We start from the raw sequence: 17,576 nt of genomic DNA, 5'->3' as shown, positions 1-17,576 counted from the left end.
GATCATGTATGCCTTTGTGGCCCAGGAATCAGTGGGAAGACTCTTTGCAGCCGGCCTTGTCCCGGGGGTAATGCTGGCAACCATGTACATGCTCTACATAGGCTTTAAAGCGTATTCCCAACCAGAACTGGCACCGGCGCTACCACTTGAAGAGCGCGGTACAATCAGAGATAAAATTGTCGCTCTCAAGTACCTGGTACTGCCCTCCTGCATCATTTTCGGTGTGCTGGGCTGTATCTTTACTGGCATCACCTCGCCCACCGAAGCTGCTGCTCTCGGTGCTGCCGGAGCCATAATAAGCGCTGCCATTCGCCGTAATCTCACTTTTAAAAACTTCAAAGAAAGCCTGATGCGGACTCTGAGCCTTTCAGGGTTCAATGCCTATATAATCCTGGGAGCAATTGTCTTCAGTGCTGTTTACAGTGGCCTGGGAGCATCCAACATGATCAGGGAGGCCCTAACCGGCATGGACGTTAGCCCCTGGGTGGTTGTGGTCATGATGCAGCTCAGTTTCTTTCTGCTCGGCATGTTTTTAGACGATATTGCCATCCTTTTTCTCTGCATGCCCATCTATGTCCCAATCATCAAGGCATTGGGGCTTGATCCGGTATGGTTCGCGGTCCTCTATGTCATGAACATGCAGATGGCATACATAACACCGCCATATGGCCTTAACCTGTTTTACATGAAGGCGGTTGCCCCTAAAGAGGTTACCCTGAGTGATATCTATCGTTCGATTGTCCCTTTTTTATTTCTCCAGGCCATTGCCCTCACACTGCTGCTGATATTCCCCAACATCGCCCTGTGGCTGCCAAGTTTACTGTTTGATTATTTCCAAATGATGATCCATCCCGACCTGCTCTTCAGTAAATTGGATGCGATTGTTCAATACCCCAGCCTGTACAAGGTGTTAATAAGTAATCCACATATGCTTTTTGATGCGGGAAATATGACCAACATTGTAAGCAACACCCCAGTGGCTACTCTTCTCTTTGAGAACCGGAACTTTCAAACATTTCTGCTCAACAGCCCTGATTTTGTACACATGCTGCTCAATAATGATTGGTTGATACAGCTTCCGGAAATGAATGAATTCCTGCACCAAAACCAACATTTTTTAGATACGCATCAACAAATTAGATATTTTATGCAGTAAGGAGAAATGATGTCTGATAAAAACATTGTATACCAACCCGTTGATTCCTTGCAATCTCCACGTTTTAGTGGGGTAAGGACATATATGCGATTGCCGCATGGGCAAGGGCTTGAAGGTGCCGATGTGGCGATCTTCGGTGCACCGTTTGATACCGGTGTGTCCTTCCGCCCCGGTACCAGATTCGGGCCTGCTGCAATCCGGGATGAATCTGTTATTCTCAAGCCATATTGTCCGCTTACAGATGTCAATATCGTTGAAAATATATCAGTGCTTGACTATGGGGACGTTGACACGGTTCCCGGATATATTGAAGACAGCTACGACAAAATGGAAGCGATGATTGCGGAAATTTGTCGAGCCGGGGTTATTCCAGTCTGCATGGGTGGTGACCATTCCATCAGCCTGCCCTTATTACGAGGGCTGACCAAAGAGCTGGGAGAACCTGTTGCATTGTTGCATTTTGATGCCCACAGTGACACTATCCCAGAATACTTTGGCCGAAAGTACAACCATGGCACCCCTTTTTACTGGGCCATTGAAGAAGGGTTGATAAAGCCGGAGCACTCAATTCAAGTAGGTATCCGAGGTCCATTGTACAGTAAAGACGCTCTGGATTACCCAAAAAACAAAGGGCTGGAGATAATCACAGGTCCCCAGCTACATGCTATGGGAGTGACAGAGGCAGTAAAAGCTATCAGAAGCCGCATCAACGACCAGCCTGTGTACGTTACCTTTGATATCGATTTTCTTGATGCAGCCTACGCTCCGGGAACAGGAACTCCGGAAATCGGGGGTTTTACCACTCACCAGGCACTGCAGCTCATGGTGGGCTCCTGCCTGGGTATGAATCTTAAGGGAATGGACCTAGTAGAAGTTTTGCCGGCCAATGATAACGCAGGCATTACAGCTCTTGCCGGAGCGTCTCTTATCCACCTCTTCCTGGCCTTAGTTGCAAAAGGGGTCGAAGAAAAATGAACCGCCAAATCGTTACAGGCAAAACTCTTCACCTTCTTTTCACGGGAAAGAAAGAACAGCAGCCTGCATTTCCTCACCCTGCTCTGCAGGGTACCTGATCGCTCAACAAGAAAACGCTTCATCCTGACTCACCTTGGGTCAGGATGGTATTTTCTCCACCTGCTCCCCTACCCTTCAACGAAAAAAACTTCAGTTTTCCGTATAACACTTGAAAACACCCCCGCAAGCGCATTACAACATATTCTCCTAAAATGATTGAAACAAAATAAAGGAGTCCCAAAATGAACAGCAGTTGTGATTTTGCAGTGCCATCAGCCAAAGAGTATACCAAGGCTTTAAAGAAATTAAAAAAAACCATCAGCGACGAGCAACGTCAAATGCTGGAATCCCACTTCAGGTCCGCCAACCAATCAGCTCCCTTTACCAAGCTTGCAGATGCTGTTGGAACTGATGACTATTCAGTGGTTATAGATGAATACGAAAAACTCGGTCGCATGCTTGGTGACACATTACATATGGCCTATTTGGAGAGCGTTGCCAGGCCGGGCGAACCCTTTTATAGCAGTGCCATCGGTTCTGGAAACCCGTACCGCTCTGAAAACGAGCACTACCAACTTGTCATGCACCGCGAGCTGGTCGAAGCATTACGAAATTTAAAATGGTTTAAGTAATTGCACGATACTCTTAAAGTGAGAGGGAGCCAAAAAGGTGTTCCCATGGCAGTATCCAAATATCTTCGCCGGCCATACCTGTGTAGTCTTTACCGTTGCTGTATCCCAGCTAAAAGCAAGCACCCGTGAAGCAGCATTGTAACAGGTAAACACTGCGTTATCCTCCGCAAAAGCCACAGCTCTGGATTTGCGGAGGACAGGTCTATGTGTGTAAATGGTATTACAACCCTTTGCAATTGGCATAATAAGTGACCGTCGCCGGCCAATCTGAAAAAATACCGATAACGCCGACATCCTGGGCAAGCACGTCAAGCACAGTCATCATATCTCCGTCATTATCGATTGCTCCTTTTGTCGTCTGGTAATACCACCCCCCGCCTGAAACCAAAAGACCTGAGCGCTCAAGTGTCCAGGTAATGATATCCAAACCTGCCTCTTTTGCTTTTTGAGCATAAACAGAAGGGACTACTTTGCCGCTGCCATCAACTGCCAGCAGCATCCACATTGGCGGCGCAATAATCCGGACACCATTGCCAACCAATTCGTCCATGGTAGGTGACCATGTTGCAGGGTTGGTATGGTCAAAATTTTCATCATCGTATCTTCCGTCCAGATAAACACCCTGCTTACCGAACTTAGGCTCATTTTTGATCCAATACTGCACATCCTCCACACTAAAAGATTGGGCAAAAACCTGATCTGGTTTCACCCCTGCTTGTTTATACTCATCGATCATCTGCTGCGCATATTGTTGCTGGGTATATGTTCCCCCAAAAGGCATGACAACAAGGGGTTCCTTTAGTTCAGGAGTCATCTTCACTCCCAGCTCCTGAAACAATGCTATACTTTCCTTGTGGGACACCACGGTTCCACATGTTGCATAGAGGTCGGTTCTCCAGTTAGCAGTGCCGCCCATATATTCTTCAACGGTTGTTGCCTCCGGATTCGCCGCATCCATCTTGCCACAAAGCGTTTTAAATTCCTCCAGGGTTATATCACTGGCACAACAATTGGCAGTAGCCGGCTTCAGTAATTCACCCGTGCCGGCATCGAACTCTGCGGGGGTAAATGGTTCGCTGCACTTTGCTGCCAGCTCAGGAATGGCAAGAATATTGGTTGTGGTGTGCAAATCACACTGTGAATGACGGCATACAAGTTCTGTATCCTTGGTAAAGGTCACATCACATTCAACAATACCTGCCCCCATACGGGCGGCAGCCTCATAAGATTCTTTCGTATGCTCGGGAAACTGCATAGCCGCCCCGCGATGACCTATGGAGAAATCGCTACGGATAAATGAACGGTTAGAGCATTTTTGCAATTCTTCCTTTAGTGGACTTTGCTCCATTTCGTTTACCAGAAAGAAGGGGCGTGGCCCTACTTGAACCGGCATGCTTATCACACCACCTTGTTTTTGCTTTGTTACTTGTGCTGCGGAAGCATCCCCCACGCCGGTAAAACCAGCCAGAGCGACAAACATTATCGTCGTGATACACACTATACCCTTACCCGTCATTCTTACTCCCTCCATTTTTGGATTGGTTTTAGAAAATGTACCCAGAGATTAAGCCTGAATCGCTCATTGCCAAATCAGGACAACACATCGTTAAAAACACCTGGGCTATGCCTTAAAAGGCATTAATCGGTCAGCAGGCTTCAGGTCAGCCCCTGATGGCTATTTACCAGGCACAAAAACTATGAAAATCTCATGCACAGAACACGACGACGTGTTTAAACTTAATATATTATCATGCGGTTAGGGTTACATTTCAATGTAATGAAAACGTAACTGCTCAGTGGCATTCCAACTCTCTATGATCTGCCCGTTCAGCATACAAATGTATCGAAGTCGGAGCTTATCTGCTCAATCGGTCAGCTTGTGAACATTTTACGCACTGCTTGTTGGATGGTTACATGAACCAAGACATATATTTGAACCGTGATAGGTAATTTTGCCAAAAACAATTTCATTTAACGCAAGCACGACTTTTCCAAATAGCTCCAGACCAGTCTCCCCCGCACTGCTTTATTCCTCCAATGCGGGAAGTAAGACAGGCTCTGCGTTATCATGTAATATTGGGATTGAGCGTCCATTTAATGAACCAGTCAGCTGCCCCATCTTCCCCTGTTTCGGCATCAAGACAGACAATCCCTGAATTCTGGAACTTATAAACAAGGTTATCTTCGCCGCCTGTGAGCATAAAGGAAACCAAGCGCTGCAAAAAAGGTAAGTGCCCGACCACCATCAGATTCGAATGTGGATCAAGCGTTTCGGCATATTTACGCACATCATCCAGCGGCTTAATACCTGAAATCATTTCTAAAGGGGCTTGCACGGACAGTAGGTCATGAAAAATTAATGCAGTCTGCTCTGCCCGTTTTTTTCCCGAATGGACGATCCGGTTTACGTTTATCGCATATCCAGCAGCAACCTGACCAATCCTTTCTGTTTCTGCTCTCCCCTTGCGTCTCAAACCTTTTTCCGGATCAACATCTTTTGACTCGCTCACACCGTGCTGCACAAGAAAAAGTGCCATGGTCTTCCTCCGTTTTTGGTTCCGATAGTCTATCTTGCTTAGCCATTCACTCACCTGATGCACCATCGCAACTCACAGGTCCCCCACGAAGTCTTCCACTGGTTGCTTACCTTTTCAGAGGGACACGATCTTCCGCATAAATAGGCTACCGGAGTCTTTGCTTACCTGCAAAAAAAATCGCGCCTGTCCAAACATGAGGCACCTGTAAACAGCTGCAGGTTATAGGTAGAATAAATCAAAGAGTTACCAACCCAGCAATTCGTTACGCATCATCAACATATTCGCCCCTTCAGCAGGGCATAAGGGCTAATTCGTTGACCACATGGCCGCCCCACTGTTTTTTATCATTAATATCATCTCTACTTCATTATATATTTTCGAAAGAGACTACGCCACAGGAACCACGGCTACGTCTGACTGAATATTGACATTTAACGCGCTCATCTGTACTGTGATTTTAGCTGTTTCAACTGAAGGGACATGTCCCAAAAAACCCGGCAACTGCGTCAGTTACGTGGCCGCCTCAACAAGGAGTACATCATGAAAATGCTGGATCTGCTCACCAAGGAGCAATGGACCGATTTTGAAAAAAACCTGCACAACAACTGGGGCGTTAATGCCTGTGCCTATAACGAGGCTGGAGCCACGTTCACAGGGTTTAAAAACTTCGTCACCCCCCTGTGTAAGGAAATTAAAGCTCACCCAGAGGGCATCCAGGCCATCTGTTCGGTAGCCCACCAACACATGGCTAAACAAGCCAAAGATAAGGGGGCAACCATCATCGAACCGTGCGACGCAGGGCTGCTCAAAATTTGCACCCCTTTGTTTATAAACGATGAATTCGTTGGTATTATAGGCGGATGCGGTCGCCTCCCTGAAGGCGAAGAAGTGGAAAGCTTCATCGTTCACAAGGCCACAGGAGTTACCCTGGAAAAAGTGGAAGAGCTGGCCAAGGAAGTCCCGACCATCACCATGGAAAAAGCGCAGGAAATGGCTACTTTTCTGGAAAACTTTGTCGCCGATATTCAAGCCAAAGCGGTCGGCAACGCCTAACATAATGTTGAAAAAATTTTCAACCAGCAGCCAACAACATGGCTGCCCACTTAGAACCGGGAGAGACATTCTTATGGATACCACCATGCAGGAAAAACTGCCTGGATTGCTTTCCTCCCTGCCGGAGACCTTCAAGCAGCCCAAAGCCTGCTTGGTAAAATTCAATCAGCAGCGTTAAGACATGAACGGCGTCACCCTTTGCCTGCTATCCCGTCCGAAGGGCTCCTATACCACACGCGCCGCAGAAAATAAACGCTACCTGTTCAGTATGATAGACGTGATCATCAACGACCTGGTCACTCTCCAGCATCCCCACCCGCCATAGCAACTGCATAGGAATTATTTCACACCTTTTGAAAAAACCGCAAATGCTCATAGCCCGGAAGCCACTGTACACACCTTAATAAATACGTAACCAACATGGACGCCGGCTTTCAGGCGCAACTAGAAATGACATAATACCAATGGATCCCAACACTCTTTTCACCTGTTTAATTGCCGTAACGCTACTGACACTTACGCCCGGAATTGACACCCTCTTAGTCGTGCGTAACAGTGCTCGCGGAGGATGGTACGATGGAGCGCTGAGTAGTCTCGGGATTTGCTCAGGACTTTTTGTGCATGCTTCTGTTTCCGCCTGTGGAATATCAATTATGCTCTTACAGACAGCATGGGCGTATAACGGGTTGAAAATACTGGGTGCTGCCTATCTTCTCTGGCTGGGGCTGACTAATTGGAGCAGATTGCTCTTCAATAAAAAAAACTCTGTGTTTGCCGACCTTTCGGTTACCCCACTCAAATTTAATGGCTTGCGATCTTTTCGTGAAGGCTTTCTCTCCAATGTCCTTAATCCCAAGACCATTGTTTTCTATATGGCTTTTCTCCCCCAATTTATTGATCCAAACAAAGGAGCACTTTGGCAGTCACTCACTGTTGCAGCCATTCACTTCATGGTTGCGATGATATGGCAATGTTTACTTGCCTCTATGGTGGACCGGGCAAAAGCGTGGCTGAAAAATCCAAGATGCAGCCGAACATTCGATGGATTAACAGGCTCCATGATGATCTTTCTCGGTATCCGACTGGTGTTTACGGACTAAATAGGTATTGTGTCATTCCAGACTCTACCACAACCGACACTCTTTCTAATTCAGGCACTCGATCAGCAGGGGTTCCATTACATACTGTAAAGGTCCTCCGCCACCTTCAATGTCCCCTACCAATATGCCGGCATTCCAGAACGCAACCACTAACAGAAAAATCACCATACACACTAAAAATGGATACACGATTTTTTCGAGATTGGAAAATGGCGCGCCTCTGCTCTTATGAGCTTTCACGGCATTAGCATTTTCACCCATCCCCATACACTCTCCTTCCATTGCCTACCATTATCATTGAAGCACCTTTCAAGCTACCGATTGCCGAGAGTGCTTCATCAGCAACAAAAGCAACATGGAACAAATAACCATCCACATGATGAGCCTGAAATCATTTAAATAGGCAATGGTCACCGACTGCTTGATTACCTGGGAGTAGAAAGTAACCACACCTTCAATACTTGATAGGCTTTGTTCAAGGGGTGCTTGATCAGTAATAAAAACATCCCTGAAAGGATGGAGCAGCGCAGCAAAATTCGTCTGATTGACCTGGCTGTTTCTCATCAACAACGTCACCACTACGGATATACCGATACTGCTGCCAACATTTCGCATCAAACTATAAAGAGCAGTCCCCTCGGTTCGAAAATGCTGGGGCAGAGTTGCAAAGGTCACGGTGCTAAGGGGTACAAAAACCAGCCCAAACCCAAACCCCTGGATCATTCCAGTCCAAACTATAGTAAAGGCACTTACATCGAGGTTAAAACCGCCCATAATCCTCAGTGCCAGGGCAGTAAGACAGAGCCCGCTGAAAATAAGCAAACGGGTATCAACCTTATTGACCAGACGGCCAACCAATACTAACGCCACCATCGTTCCCATCCCTCTTGGGGCAAGGACATAGCCGGTTGTGACAACTGGGAACCCAAGTAAATTCTGCAAAAAAGGCGGTAGGAGAGCCAAGGTGGCCAGCAGTGTCACCCCAACAGTGAAAATCAGCACCAAGCCAACAACAAAGTTGCGATCACTGAAGAGCTGTGGGGAAATAAAGGGGGTGTCTGTAGTCAAGATGTGGACGATGAACATGTACAGACACAGCGAGGTCACAAGTGCTTCAATAATAATTTCTCGGCTTGCAAACCAATCGAGCGAATGGCCACGATCCAGCATGAGCTGCAAGGCTCCCAGAGATACGCTAAGCAGCAAAAAACCTAACAGATCAAATTTACGCTGATGATCACGCCGGGTTTCCGGAATAGAAAACCAAATGCCCAATGCCGCAACAAGCCCAATAGGAACATTGATATAAAAAACCCAGCGCCAACTGTAGTACTCTGTAAGGTAGCCTCCGAGGGAAGGGCCGAGTATTGGCCCGACCATGATCCCAAATCCCCAGATAGCCATTGCTGAACCGTGCTTTTCCTTTGGATAAATATCCAAAAGGGTTGCCTGAGAAAGGGGCACAAGAGCAGCACCAAAGGCGCCTTGCAGAAACCGAAAAATCACTATTTCTATCAGCGAGTTTGCGGCTCCGCAAAGGATGGAACTTATGGTAAACCCAATTACAGAAGCGAGAAAAAGACGTTTACGACCATAACGAGCCGCCAGTATTCCTGTGGGCGGGGTCATAATGGCAGAGGCCACAATATAGGATGTTAATACCCAGGATATCTGGTCCTGGGTTGAAGACATCCCGCCCTGCATGTTCGGCAACGCCACATTGGCAATGGTCATATCCAATGCCTGCATGATGGTTGCCAGCATGACGGACACAGTAATCAATCCTCTAGGCAAAGTGTGCTGAGGCGTTTTCTTCTTCACACTAACGGCTTGCATGCAGGCCTGTTTCTTTTGAATAAAAAAAAACTTTTGATAAACACATAGATAATGCTTACCTCGCTTGTGCTGCCGTAGCTACAGCAGGAAAACGTTTGTGCAGGCTCGCAAGGATAAAGCGACGATGCTCGGTATCAATACGGACAGTGGTACTCATCCCCGCTCGCAACTCTCGATTTTCATTTGTATGCTCGAAAACTATCTTCACAGGAACCCGCTGTACAACTTTCACCCAGTTTCCGGTCGCATTTTGAGAAGGAATAATGGCGTATTTACTGCCCGTAGCAGGACTAATGCTTTCAACACTACCGGTCCACTCCTGGTCCGGATAAGCATCAATTTCAATCTGCACCTTCTGCCCAGCCAAAATATGGGTGAGATCGGTTTCTTTTACATTTGCTTCTACCCAGAAGCTGGAATCATCAACAAGGCTCATCACTGATGTGCCGGATCGGACAAGCTGTCCGATTGCAGGTATCTTGCTGACCCGTCCGCTAAAGGGAGCACGGACAATAGTCTTGCTCAAATCCAGTTCTGCTTTTTCAAACTTTGCCTTGGCCAAACGATATTCTGCCAGATTTTCCGGCGAGTTGTCGGGGTCGCCCTCAAGCCTGGTTAAAATTTGCCCAATTGCAGCCTCAATGATTCGATATTTCTGTTGATTGACGTCCATCACATGCCTGGCATCATCGAGCTTGGCTCCTGAAACCACCTTCCTCTCAGCCAAGGCAGAAACCCTGCGCAGTTCCTTTGCTGCATATGCAATGTTTTTTTGAGCCAGTTCAAGTTCATCAACCTTTTGCAGGTATGCTGCTTTTTGTCTCTTGATATCTGCACAAACTCCCTGCAAATTAGCGCGAGCCTGGTTAAGCTGAATCTGATAATTGGTATTTTCTATGGTGATAAGCGGCGTTCCCGTTGTGACATGATCATTTTCCCGCACATGAACAACCTCAATCGGACCAGACACCTCTGGCCTGACAGTTATCATATCCGACTGGACATACGCATTATCCGTTGCCACATATCGCCCGCCTGTGGAGTAAATAACGAGGCCCATAAAAACTATCAGGCAAGGCACACAAACCAATAACAGCAGACGAAATCGAGAGCTTTTTGTCCTTTTAGCAGAACAGGGCTCTGCAGCTTCGGTTGTCGTTGGCACGTTAGTCATTACTTAATTCCGGCTGAGGTTAGTCTTCATCTTGCGCAATATATCCAGAAAAACGGCAGTTTCTTCATCACTGATCCCCTGCAACGCTTGTGCTCTTGCTGCAAACGCAAACCCTTTGACCTGATCAAGAAAAGGATGGGCTTTTTCAGCAAGATACAAACAAGCGGCCCTCCGGTCATTGGGATCAGGCCGACGCTCTACCCAACCTGCAGTTTCCAGCCGATCGAGCAAACGAGAAAGACTGATCGGTTTTATCTCCAGCCTGTCTGCAAGAACCTTTTGGTTACAACCTTCATGCCTGGCTATATGCACCAAGGCTCTCCACTGCGTCTGGGTAAGGCTCAGCTCCGAAGTCTGTCGATCAATGAACTTCCTCAGTAGAATAGAGACATCATGCATTAACAAGATAATGGAATCGTTGGGGTCTATTTTTTTCATGCCGCCACCCTAATTTGTCCTGCACTTACAAGCAAGAATTATTATAAGCCATGCTTACTATTTTTCATGGATCGACACTCGTTCTCGAGAACAAAAAAAAACGGCAGAAGGTATCCCCTCTGCCGCCTATTTTTCAGAATGCTTTATAAATAAAGCTTATTCGCCAGCCATCATAGCTGCAATATCATCCTCAACTGTACCGATGGGTTTGATATTAAAATTTTCAACCAATACATCCAAAACAGCAGGAGAAATAAAGGCCGGCAAGGTTGGTCCAAGGCGAATCCCTTTTACTCCCAGGTGGAGCAAGGCAAGGAGTACCGCGACCGCTTTCTGCTCATACCAGCCGATATCAAAGGAGATGGGAAGCTCATTAATATCATCAAGTTCAAATACCTCTTTCAGTTTAAGAGCGATAACTGCCAGCGAATAAGAATCATTACACTGTCCGGCATCCAACACCCTTGGAATCCCGTCAATATCACCAAGGTTGAGCTTGTTATAACGATATTTAGCACACCCGGCAGTTAAGATCACCGTATCCTGAGGGAGATTCTCCGCAACCTCGGTAAAATAGGCGCGGCCTTTTTGTCTGCCATCACAGCCGGCCATAACCACAAATCGTTTAATCGCGCCTGATTTTACAGCTTCAACGACTTTGTCCGCAAGGGCCAATACCTGATTGTGCGCAAAACCACCGACAATGGTTCCGGTTTCTATCTCTTGTGGAGCACTGCATGTCTTTGCCTGTTCAATAATCGCCGAGAAATCTTTGGCCTGGCCATCCACCCGATCAGTGATGTGGGTTACACCAGGGTACCCTGCTGTGCCTGTCGTATAAATACGTTCTTGGTACGAGTTAGATTTTTTGATAGGAATAATACAGTTGGTGGTCATCAGGATCGGACCGTTAAACGATTCAAAATCGCTATTCTGGTGCCACCACGAACTACCGTAATTGCCCTTGAGATTGTCGTATTTTTTAAATGCAGGGTAATAATTGGCAGGCAGCATTTCCCCATGGGTATATACATCTACACCAGTCCCCTGAGTTTGCTCTAGCAGTTCTTCCATATCCTTGAGATCATGCCCGCTGATGAGAATACCAGGTTTGTCGCCAACACCAAGATTCACTTCGGTAATTTCCGGGTTACCATACGCACCGGTATTGGCCGCATCAAGTGTGGCCATGGTTGTGACCGCACACTCCCCGGCCTTCATCACCAGCGCAACCATTTCGTCCACTGAATGATTTTCAGTGGTAGATGCCATCCCTTCGATGACAAAATCATATATTTCGTCTTTTTCAAGCCCAAGCACTGCCGCATGGTCAGCATACGCGCTGATACCTTTAAGGCCTAAAATGAGTAACTCCCGAAGCGAGCGTACATCTTCATTTTCTGTTGCCAGTACACCTACTGTTTTCGCTTTTTCCTGGAACATGGCAGGATCGCTTGAAAACCAAAGCGCAGAAGCATCCAGCTGAGCCGCCGGTGAACGCTCTTCACCAGGGCTCAGGAAACGCATCAGTTTGGTCCAGATTGATGCTTTCCGTGCGGGTGAGGAAATGCTGTCAAATTGATCTTTGAGCTTGGTCTTGATAACCTGAGAACGTTTGATCCAATTCTCCAGACTTTGATCATCAAAGTTGGCATTAGTGATGGTGGTAAACAAGCCCTGACAGATAAACAAACCAACACTGTTGTCGACCGCTACCCCCGCTTCTTTTAAGCTTTTTGCCAAAACAGCAATACCTTTGAGATCATAAATCAACAGATCCTGCAGGTTGGCAGTCGTATCCTGCTTGCCGCAAACGCCTTTAACAGTGCACCCCGTGCCTTTCGCAGCTTCCTGGCATTGAAAACAAAACATATTCATTATACTCGTTCCTCTTTGTATTTATTGAGCCCGTTTTCTGTAGCGTTGAAACGATGCTTGCATGGGCTAGGTATTGAACCGAAAAGGTCTTGCATGCGCAATCGTCCGAGACCCTGCACGCGATACATTATGTGCAACTTTATATACTCTTTTAAGAAACAACTCTTTGACCTGTATCAAGTTTCAACATTTGTTTTTCCGCTTTCTCGCTATTATCTACTGTTCCGGTAAGTAATCCACTCCCCTCTCAAATCGGTGGTGTGATGGTTACCAGAATTCTCATTTTGGTTTTCGCTCTTACCCCATGAGGTTCACTGATTTGCGAGACAAGCAGATCACCGCTGTTTGCCGGAATCTCCGCATCATTTGCGCCAAGGAAGAAGCCCTCTCCAGCAAGGACCAGGATCGATAATTCACCATCCAGATCATGGGAGTGGACAGGAAAGGTGACTCCAGCATCCAGGTTAAAATTTATAATTTTAAAATTCGGTGAATTTTCTACCAAAAAAAATCGTTTCATTTGGCCAGGGGTAAATTCATTGGTGTCATCGAGATGGATAATTTGCATTGTGTGCTCCTGTAAATCCCATTTAAGACTGCTGTTGCAGTGAAGAATAATTCCCTTTCATATTTCCTTAGGATAAAGCAACAGCTATGCCATTTTAAAAATAACCAAATATTAGTGATATACATTTTTAGTTGCAAAAAACACAACACTATAATCGTTGTTTATGTGACAACATGTTGCTCAAAAAACAACAAACTGTTCAAAAACAGAATCAGCAAAGAGAAAAAGAGGAGAGACGGAAAAGACTGTACGCGAAGAGGAAAAGTATGGAACCGGCAAAAAAACGAGATGTATGACAACGTATTTTGCCGGATGATTTTTTTGCTGAAAAGCAGGTAAAGTGACGTTTAAGAGGATGGAAAAACAAAACCATTTTTGAGGTATTTTTTACTCATCCTCCAGCAACTGATACGCCCAGTAACCGAGCCACTCATGCAACGCCTCACTGCTCAACATAAGTGCACCGGCGTTGGGCATAAACGAGTTAATATTTAAGGATCTGCGATCTCTGAAATTTGTTGGTGCAGGCAGCACCTTAAACCCAGCCTGCTCAAAGCTCCATTTTGCCCGCATCATATGGATTGCACTGGTTACAAGGAGAACAGTGGTCTTGTTTTCTTGAGCAAGAAGAGCATAACTGTAACGGCTATTTTCGGCCGTGGTTCTGCTTTCCTTTTCCAGCCATCGCACCTGCACATCGTAGCCTTTAAGCAAATCAAACGCCATGGTCTCGGCAAGACTGCGCGGTTCACCTCCCTGAACAGAACCTCCGCTGACCAGTACCGGCAGACCTGTCTTTTTTTGTAAAAAAGCACCATATCTAATCCTGACAAGTTGTTCTGCACCACTCACAGGTTCGCCAAACTCAGGCGCGTAGACGTTTTGACCGGCAGATAAAATAACAATCGCATCGGCCTTGATAATGCCAAGTTGCTCCGTACCCAGCGCAGAATATTTTTCCAGACTCCGAGCAAGAAACGTCGCCACCACCGGGGTTCCCAACAACCAGAGGCTGCAAACAGCAATCAGGAACAGAGCTTTTGCTATTGCAGGGGCGCGTTTGCGAATTTTCCAGACCATCAAAAGAACAACTACCTGCGTAAATGGGGGAAGCAATAAACCTTTGAGTACATATCGCAAATCCATCAACATGGTACCACCATTATTTGTGTATCTTCTATCGGTACAAAAGCAACTTCAACGGTAACTGCTGGATTCCAGCCAACGCAGCCAACAACCAATATTTTTTACAAATGATTTCCAATATTTCATTTTTTATTATAAAGCATTATGAGTTGGCGTTTGTTTTCGATTTATCACATAAACCAATATAAAAAGACAGACCTACCATGAAGAAAAAAGCTATCAGCTCCCTCCTTTCATGCAGCCTCCTTTTCTCCGGCGCACTCGTTTCAGCGCAAGAACAAGCACAAGAATCGAGTTCCGTTTCCGGCACTATTGGTTTAGGAGCACTCATAATAAACAGCGGCAACAACCTTAACCCAAAAGGTTCAGAAGAACGACTCGACAATCTCCAATCAGGTGCTGACCGTGAAACAACCGTTATCCCCCCCATACTTGTTAATGCCGTGTGGGACGTGGGAGAAGCAGAGGGAATGAAGCTGTATCTCTCAACCACTCCCCCCATTGACGAAGTAGGCGGTTTCACAATCGATATGGGTGGTTCCTATCGCTTACCAGAGGTAGGAATTTTTGAGGGTTCGTTCTTTGTCTCCCCTTTTGCAAAGGTTTATGAAAATCCTTACCTCGTCGGCGTTAATCGCATTGAAACAGATACTACAAAATTCGGTGCTCAGGTTGGCCTGAATAGGATTATGGGCTCTGGACTCCGCGTAAAATTCATCTATCTCAACGATGATGTCGACGACGATGTCATTGGCGCACTCGAACCGACTCTGGCAAGAGACGGTTCCGTGTACGTGCTGAATATGAACTACTCTTTTTACCCGACTGATACCCTGGAGATTCGCCCCCGTGTGGGCGTCCATTTTGGCGATTATGACGGCCAGGCCAACTCGTACACCAAATACAAACTCAGCCTGGAAGCCAGGTACACTCTAGATAAAGTAATGATCGTCCCAAGAGTGTACTACAGCCATAGTGACTATGACGAAGAACATCCGGTATTCGATCAAACCAGGGAAAATGACGGCTATGGAATAAGCCTGATGACAACGTATATGGCGCCATTTAACTTCAAGAATTGGTCCACCACAGCTCTGGTGAGTCTGAGCAAAGGGGATAGCAATATCGACTTCTTTGATACCGAGGCTGTCACAATTGGTGGTTTTATAAATTATCGCTTTTGAGCAAAACTATCCAACACCAGGAGAAGATCTAAATACAAAGGGTGCACTCAAGCACCCTTCTGTAAAAGATGCAAGACATGCTGTTCAAGCTGGTATTGTTTGCTCAGGAGCTGCCCTGTCAATTTTTCCAGCGCATGCAAGTCTGCAGGTGTGCAGGTATCATAAATGTGTTTGCAGGTATAATTGAGACAGAACATAGGCTTAAAAAGAAAAATACAGCCCCGCTCACCTAGAAATAAGCATTCCTGTCCATTGAGCTGGACAACCTTTACCTCAATACCGGCCAGGCTATTGAAACAAAGCTGAACAGCATCCACCTCACCACTCATAAAACGGCTGCAACAGCCACCCGAAGGGCTGGTCGCACACGTCCCGCAAAGTGCGCCAAGCTCCATGTTCGCCATGTGCAGGTTCAACGCCTCTGCATACTCCTGCAACAAGGAAAACTGGTGTCGAAAATCAGCATCCTGCGTCAACTCTTTGCCAACCATCGACAGAATCCTTTTGCTCACCTCAAGCCGATCGCTTACAGAACCAGCATAAATGTGGGAATGACGTATCTGCGTGTTACGCATGTTTCTCCTGGCGAATATCGGAAAGAATGTTTTGTAAAGTGGACCATAGATTCAAATACGCTGTATAAACAATCTAACTCAATACCACCAAACCTTATTACACACAAAGTGCTACAAAATCGGCAACGAAGTCGATCCAGTCACGCAGGTTTTCCCCCGCAATGTATACAAACATCACGTTTCGTAATCAATCCAACCCAAATGTCTCATCAGTTGAGGCGGTGGCAGGCTCAAAGATTTTTGGTATTAAATAGGTAAGCGAAGACTCCGGGTAAGCGAAGACTCCGGGTAAGCTATCGGAGTCTGCGCTTACCTATTCTTGCCGAAACACTGAAAAAACAGCGCAGCATAGACTGATCTTCAGTGAACAATTCAGGCTGAAAAAAACTAGAAGCTGCGAAGAAAACCAATCATCGTGGTCAGGATAACCGCTCCATTTTGACAGTTATTACTATAAGATGGAAGCCAACTCCTTGTGCAACCACGTCGTATATGCTAGGTTTGGCCCCAAGTATCTTCCAGCTTCCTCGTTCACTCATATTGGGATAGCAGGAGATACTTTTTAAATCGTTGTTTATCTTTTGATTCAATACAAAATAATGCAAGGAGAATTACGATGAATCCAATTATACGTTTTGTGGTACTTACTTTGTCTTTTGCCCTTCTTTCCTCCCCTTGTTGGGCTGACAATTATGCAGATACCAAAAAAATGTTTACAGATGCGGGAATCTCAAAAATGTTTCAAACCGCTTACGGGTATGCCCTCTTCCCGACCATCGGCAAAGCTGGTTTCGTCGTTGGTGGTGCGTACGGTAAAGGCAGGGTCTATGAGCAGAACAAATATATAGGCGATACTGCAATGACCCAGGCGAGCATTGGATTTCAGTTGGGCGGCACCGGCTTCAGCCAAGTAGTTTTTTTCCAGGATAAACGAGCACTGGATGAATTTACCACCGGCAACTTTGAGTTCGGTGCCGAGGCACAGGCAACCGCATTGACAGCAGCAGTAGGTGCTTCGGCAAATACGGCTGGAGGGTCAGCAGCAGCAAGTGGCGGCAAAAACAACGCTAAAATAGCAAGCTCCGGGTACAACAAGGGGATAGCAACCTATACCATTACCAAGGGTGGTTTGATGTATGAGGCCAGTGTCGGCGGCCAGAAATTCAGTTTTACAAGACGGGTTGCCGGGGGAAAACATCTGGGACAATAACTCAAAAAATCACTCTCATATTCAGGATAATAGACCGGCAGCAAGTCATAGCCTTTACAAGCTGGGCATACTTGT

At 46.4% G+C, this 17,576-nt stretch carries 17 protein-coding genes; 7 read left to right on the top strand and 10 right to left on the bottom strand.

Annotation, left to right across the window (positions count from 1 at the left end):
* From ACHZCY_RS23580 to ACHZCY_RS23570, 3 genes are all read left to right on the top strand, one after another.
* Positions 1-1,156 (top strand): TRAP transporter large permease (locus ACHZCY_RS23580; protein WP_319550625.1); only part of this gene is annotated, 1,156 nt, incomplete at its 5' end.
* A gap of 9 nt (positions 1,157-1,165) precedes the next feature.
* Positions 1,166-2,131: an agmatinase gene (gene speB / locus ACHZCY_RS23575; protein WP_319550624.1), complete on the top strand. Its 966-nt coding sequence runs from the start codon at positions 1,166-1,168 to the stop codon at positions 2,129-2,131.
* Positions 2,132-2,412: 281 nt separating this feature from the next.
* Complete coding sequence (locus tag ACHZCY_RS23570) at positions 2,413-2,802, top strand: hypothetical protein (protein ID WP_319550623.1); 390 nt, start codon at positions 2,413-2,415, stop codon at positions 2,800-2,802.
* Positions 2,803-3,022: 220 nt separating this feature from the next.
* On the opposite strand, the gene ACHZCY_RS23565 is transcribed toward ACHZCY_RS23570, so the two are convergent.
* Together ACHZCY_RS23565 and sixA are read right to left on the bottom strand one after the other, a co-directional pair.
* On the bottom strand, positions 3,023-4,318 hold the full coding sequence (locus ACHZCY_RS23565; protein ID WP_319550622.1) for a glycerophosphodiester phosphodiesterase family protein: 1,296 nt from the start codon (positions 4,316-4,318) through the stop codon (positions 3,023-3,025).
* Between the two features lie 550 nt (positions 4,319-4,868).
* Entirely contained in the window at positions 4,869-5,339 is a 471-nt protein-coding gene (gene sixA / locus ACHZCY_RS23560; protein WP_319550621.1) for a phosphohistidine phosphatase SixA, read from the bottom strand.
* 480 nt (positions 5,340-5,819) lie between these two features.
* Here sixA and ACHZCY_RS23555 point away from each other — a divergent pair, with 480 nt between their 5' ends.
* Together ACHZCY_RS23555 and ACHZCY_RS23550 are read left to right on the top strand one after the other, a co-directional pair.
* Positions 5,820-6,392, top strand: a complete 573-nt coding sequence (locus ACHZCY_RS23555) for a PocR ligand-binding domain-containing protein (RefSeq protein ID WP_319550620.1) — start codon at positions 5,820-5,822, stop codon at positions 6,390-6,392.
* A 464-nt stretch (positions 6,393-6,856) separates the two neighbouring features.
* On the top strand, positions 6,857-7,492 hold the full coding sequence (locus ACHZCY_RS23550) for a LysE family translocator (RefSeq protein ID WP_319550619.1): 636 nt from the start codon (positions 6,857-6,859) through the stop codon (positions 7,490-7,492).
* Between the two features lie 45 nt (positions 7,493-7,537).
* Here ACHZCY_RS23550 and ACHZCY_RS23545 read toward each other — a convergent pair whose 3' ends face one another.
* The 7 genes from ACHZCY_RS23545 to ACHZCY_RS23515 form a co-directional block, all read right to left on the bottom strand.
* Positions 7,538-7,759: a hypothetical protein gene (locus ACHZCY_RS23545; protein WP_319550618.1), complete on the bottom strand. Its 222-nt coding sequence runs from the start codon at positions 7,757-7,759 to the stop codon at positions 7,538-7,540.
* A 42-nt stretch (positions 7,760-7,801) separates the two neighbouring features.
* Positions 7,802-9,328 (bottom strand): DHA2 family efflux MFS transporter permease subunit, encoded by a 1,527-nt coding sequence (locus tag ACHZCY_RS23540; protein WP_319550617.1) that lies wholly within the window; start codon positions 9,326-9,328, stop codon positions 7,802-7,804.
* Between the two features lie 55 nt (positions 9,329-9,383).
* Complete coding sequence (locus ACHZCY_RS23535) at positions 9,384-10,502, bottom strand: HlyD family secretion protein (protein ID WP_319550616.1); 1,119 nt, start codon at positions 10,500-10,502, stop codon at positions 9,384-9,386.
* Positions 10,503-10,505: 3 nt separating this feature from the next.
* Complete coding sequence (locus ACHZCY_RS23530) at positions 10,506-10,940, bottom strand: MarR family winged helix-turn-helix transcriptional regulator (RefSeq protein WP_205220651.1); 435 nt, start codon at positions 10,938-10,940, stop codon at positions 10,506-10,508.
* A gap of 156 nt (positions 10,941-11,096) precedes the next feature.
* On the bottom strand, positions 11,097-12,812 hold the full coding sequence (gene hcp / locus ACHZCY_RS23525; RefSeq protein WP_394713467.1) for a hydroxylamine reductase: 1,716 nt from the start codon (positions 12,810-12,812) through the stop codon (positions 11,097-11,099).
* A gap of 253 nt (positions 12,813-13,065) precedes the next feature.
* Positions 13,066-13,386, bottom strand: coding sequence for a cupin domain-containing protein (locus tag ACHZCY_RS23520; protein WP_319550614.1), 321 nt, complete (start codon positions 13,384-13,386; stop codon positions 13,066-13,068).
* A 387-nt stretch (positions 13,387-13,773) separates the two neighbouring features.
* Complete coding sequence (locus tag ACHZCY_RS23515; protein ID WP_205220653.1) at positions 13,774-14,538, bottom strand: YdcF family protein; 765 nt, start codon at positions 14,536-14,538, stop codon at positions 13,774-13,776.
* Between the two features lie 197 nt (positions 14,539-14,735).
* Between ACHZCY_RS23515 and ACHZCY_RS23510 the strand changes: the two genes are divergently transcribed.
* The gene (locus tag ACHZCY_RS23510) at positions 14,736-15,716 is read left to right on the top strand and encodes a DUF2860 family protein (protein WP_319550613.1); all 981 of its coding nucleotides are present in this window, start codon (positions 14,736-14,738) and stop codon (positions 15,714-15,716) included.
* Between the two features lie 47 nt (positions 15,717-15,763).
* Here ACHZCY_RS23510 and ACHZCY_RS23505 read toward each other — a convergent pair whose 3' ends face one another.
* Entirely contained in the window at positions 15,764-16,291 is a 528-nt protein-coding gene (locus ACHZCY_RS23505) for a hypothetical protein (protein ID WP_319550612.1), read from the bottom strand.
* A 616-nt stretch (positions 16,292-16,907) separates the two neighbouring features.
* Here ACHZCY_RS23505 and ACHZCY_RS23500 point away from each other — a divergent pair.
* Positions 16,908-17,501: a lipid-binding SYLF domain-containing protein gene (locus tag ACHZCY_RS23500; RefSeq protein ID WP_319550611.1), complete on the top strand. Its 594-nt coding sequence runs from the start codon at positions 16,908-16,910 to the stop codon at positions 17,499-17,501.
* Positions 17,502-17,576 lie beyond the last annotated feature (75 nt).

The organism is Desulfogranum marinum, assembly GCF_963675105.2.
Classification (GTDB): Bacteria; Desulfobacterota; Desulfobulbia; order Desulfobulbales; family Desulfobulbaceae; genus Desulfogranum; species Desulfogranum marinum.
Note: the sequence above shows the minus strand (reverse complement) of the source record. Positions and strands in the feature narration are given on the sequence as shown.

Bases quoted from the DNA above. Each gene is read 5' to 3' on its own strand.
- ACHZCY_RS23515 (WP_205220653.1), bottom strand. From the start codon at position 14,538: ATGTTGATGGATTTGCGATATGTACTCAAAGGTTTATTGCTTCCCCCA.
- ACHZCY_RS23545 (WP_319550618.1), bottom strand. From the start codon at position 7,759: ATGGGGATGGGTGAAAATGCTAATGCCGTGAAAGCTCATAAGAGCAGA.
- ACHZCY_RS23500 (WP_319550611.1), top strand. From the start codon at position 16,908: ATGAATCCAATTATACGTTTTGTGGTACTTACTTTGTCTTTTGCCCTT.
- ACHZCY_RS23555 (WP_319550620.1), top strand. From the start codon at position 5,820: ATGTCCCAAAAAACCCGGCAACTGCGTCAGTTACGTGGCCGCCTCAAC.
- sixA (WP_319550621.1), bottom strand. From the start codon at position 5,339: ATGGCACTTTTTCTTGTGCAGCACGGTGTGAGCGAGTCAAAAGATGTT.
- ACHZCY_RS23520 (WP_319550614.1), bottom strand. From the start codon at position 13,386: ATGCAAATTATCCATCTCGATGACACCAATGAATTTACCCCTGGCCAA.
- ACHZCY_RS23570 (WP_319550623.1), top strand. From the start codon at position 2,413: ATGAACAGCAGTTGTGATTTTGCAGTGCCATCAGCCAAAGAGTATACC.
- speB (WP_319550624.1), top strand. From the start codon at position 1,166: ATGTCTGATAAAAACATTGTATACCAACCCGTTGATTCCTTGCAATCT.
- ACHZCY_RS23530 (WP_205220651.1), bottom strand. From the start codon at position 10,940: ATGAAAAAAATAGACCCCAACGATTCCATTATCTTGTTAATGCATGAT.
- ACHZCY_RS23565 (WP_319550622.1), bottom strand. From the start codon at position 4,318: ATGACGGGTAAGGGTATAGTGTGTATCACGACGATAATGTTTGTCGCT.
- ACHZCY_RS23505 (WP_319550612.1), bottom strand. From the start codon at position 16,291: ATGCGTAACACGCAGATACGTCATTCCCACATTTATGCTGGTTCTGTA.
- ACHZCY_RS23510 (WP_319550613.1), top strand. From the start codon at position 14,736: ATGAAGAAAAAAGCTATCAGCTCCCTCCTTTCATGCAGCCTCCTTTTC.
- hcp (WP_394713467.1), bottom strand. From the start codon at position 12,812: ATGTTTTGTTTTCAATGCCAGGAAGCTGCGAAAGGCACGGGGTGCACT.
- ACHZCY_RS23550 (WP_319550619.1), top strand. From the start codon at position 6,857: ATGGATCCCAACACTCTTTTCACCTGTTTAATTGCCGTAACGCTACTG.
- ACHZCY_RS23535 (WP_319550616.1), bottom strand. From the start codon at position 10,502: ATGACTAACGTGCCAACGACAACCGAAGCTGCAGAGCCCTGTTCTGCT.
- ACHZCY_RS23540 (WP_319550617.1), bottom strand. From the start codon at position 9,328: ATGCAAGCCGTTAGTGTGAAGAAGAAAACGCCTCAGCACACTTTGCCT.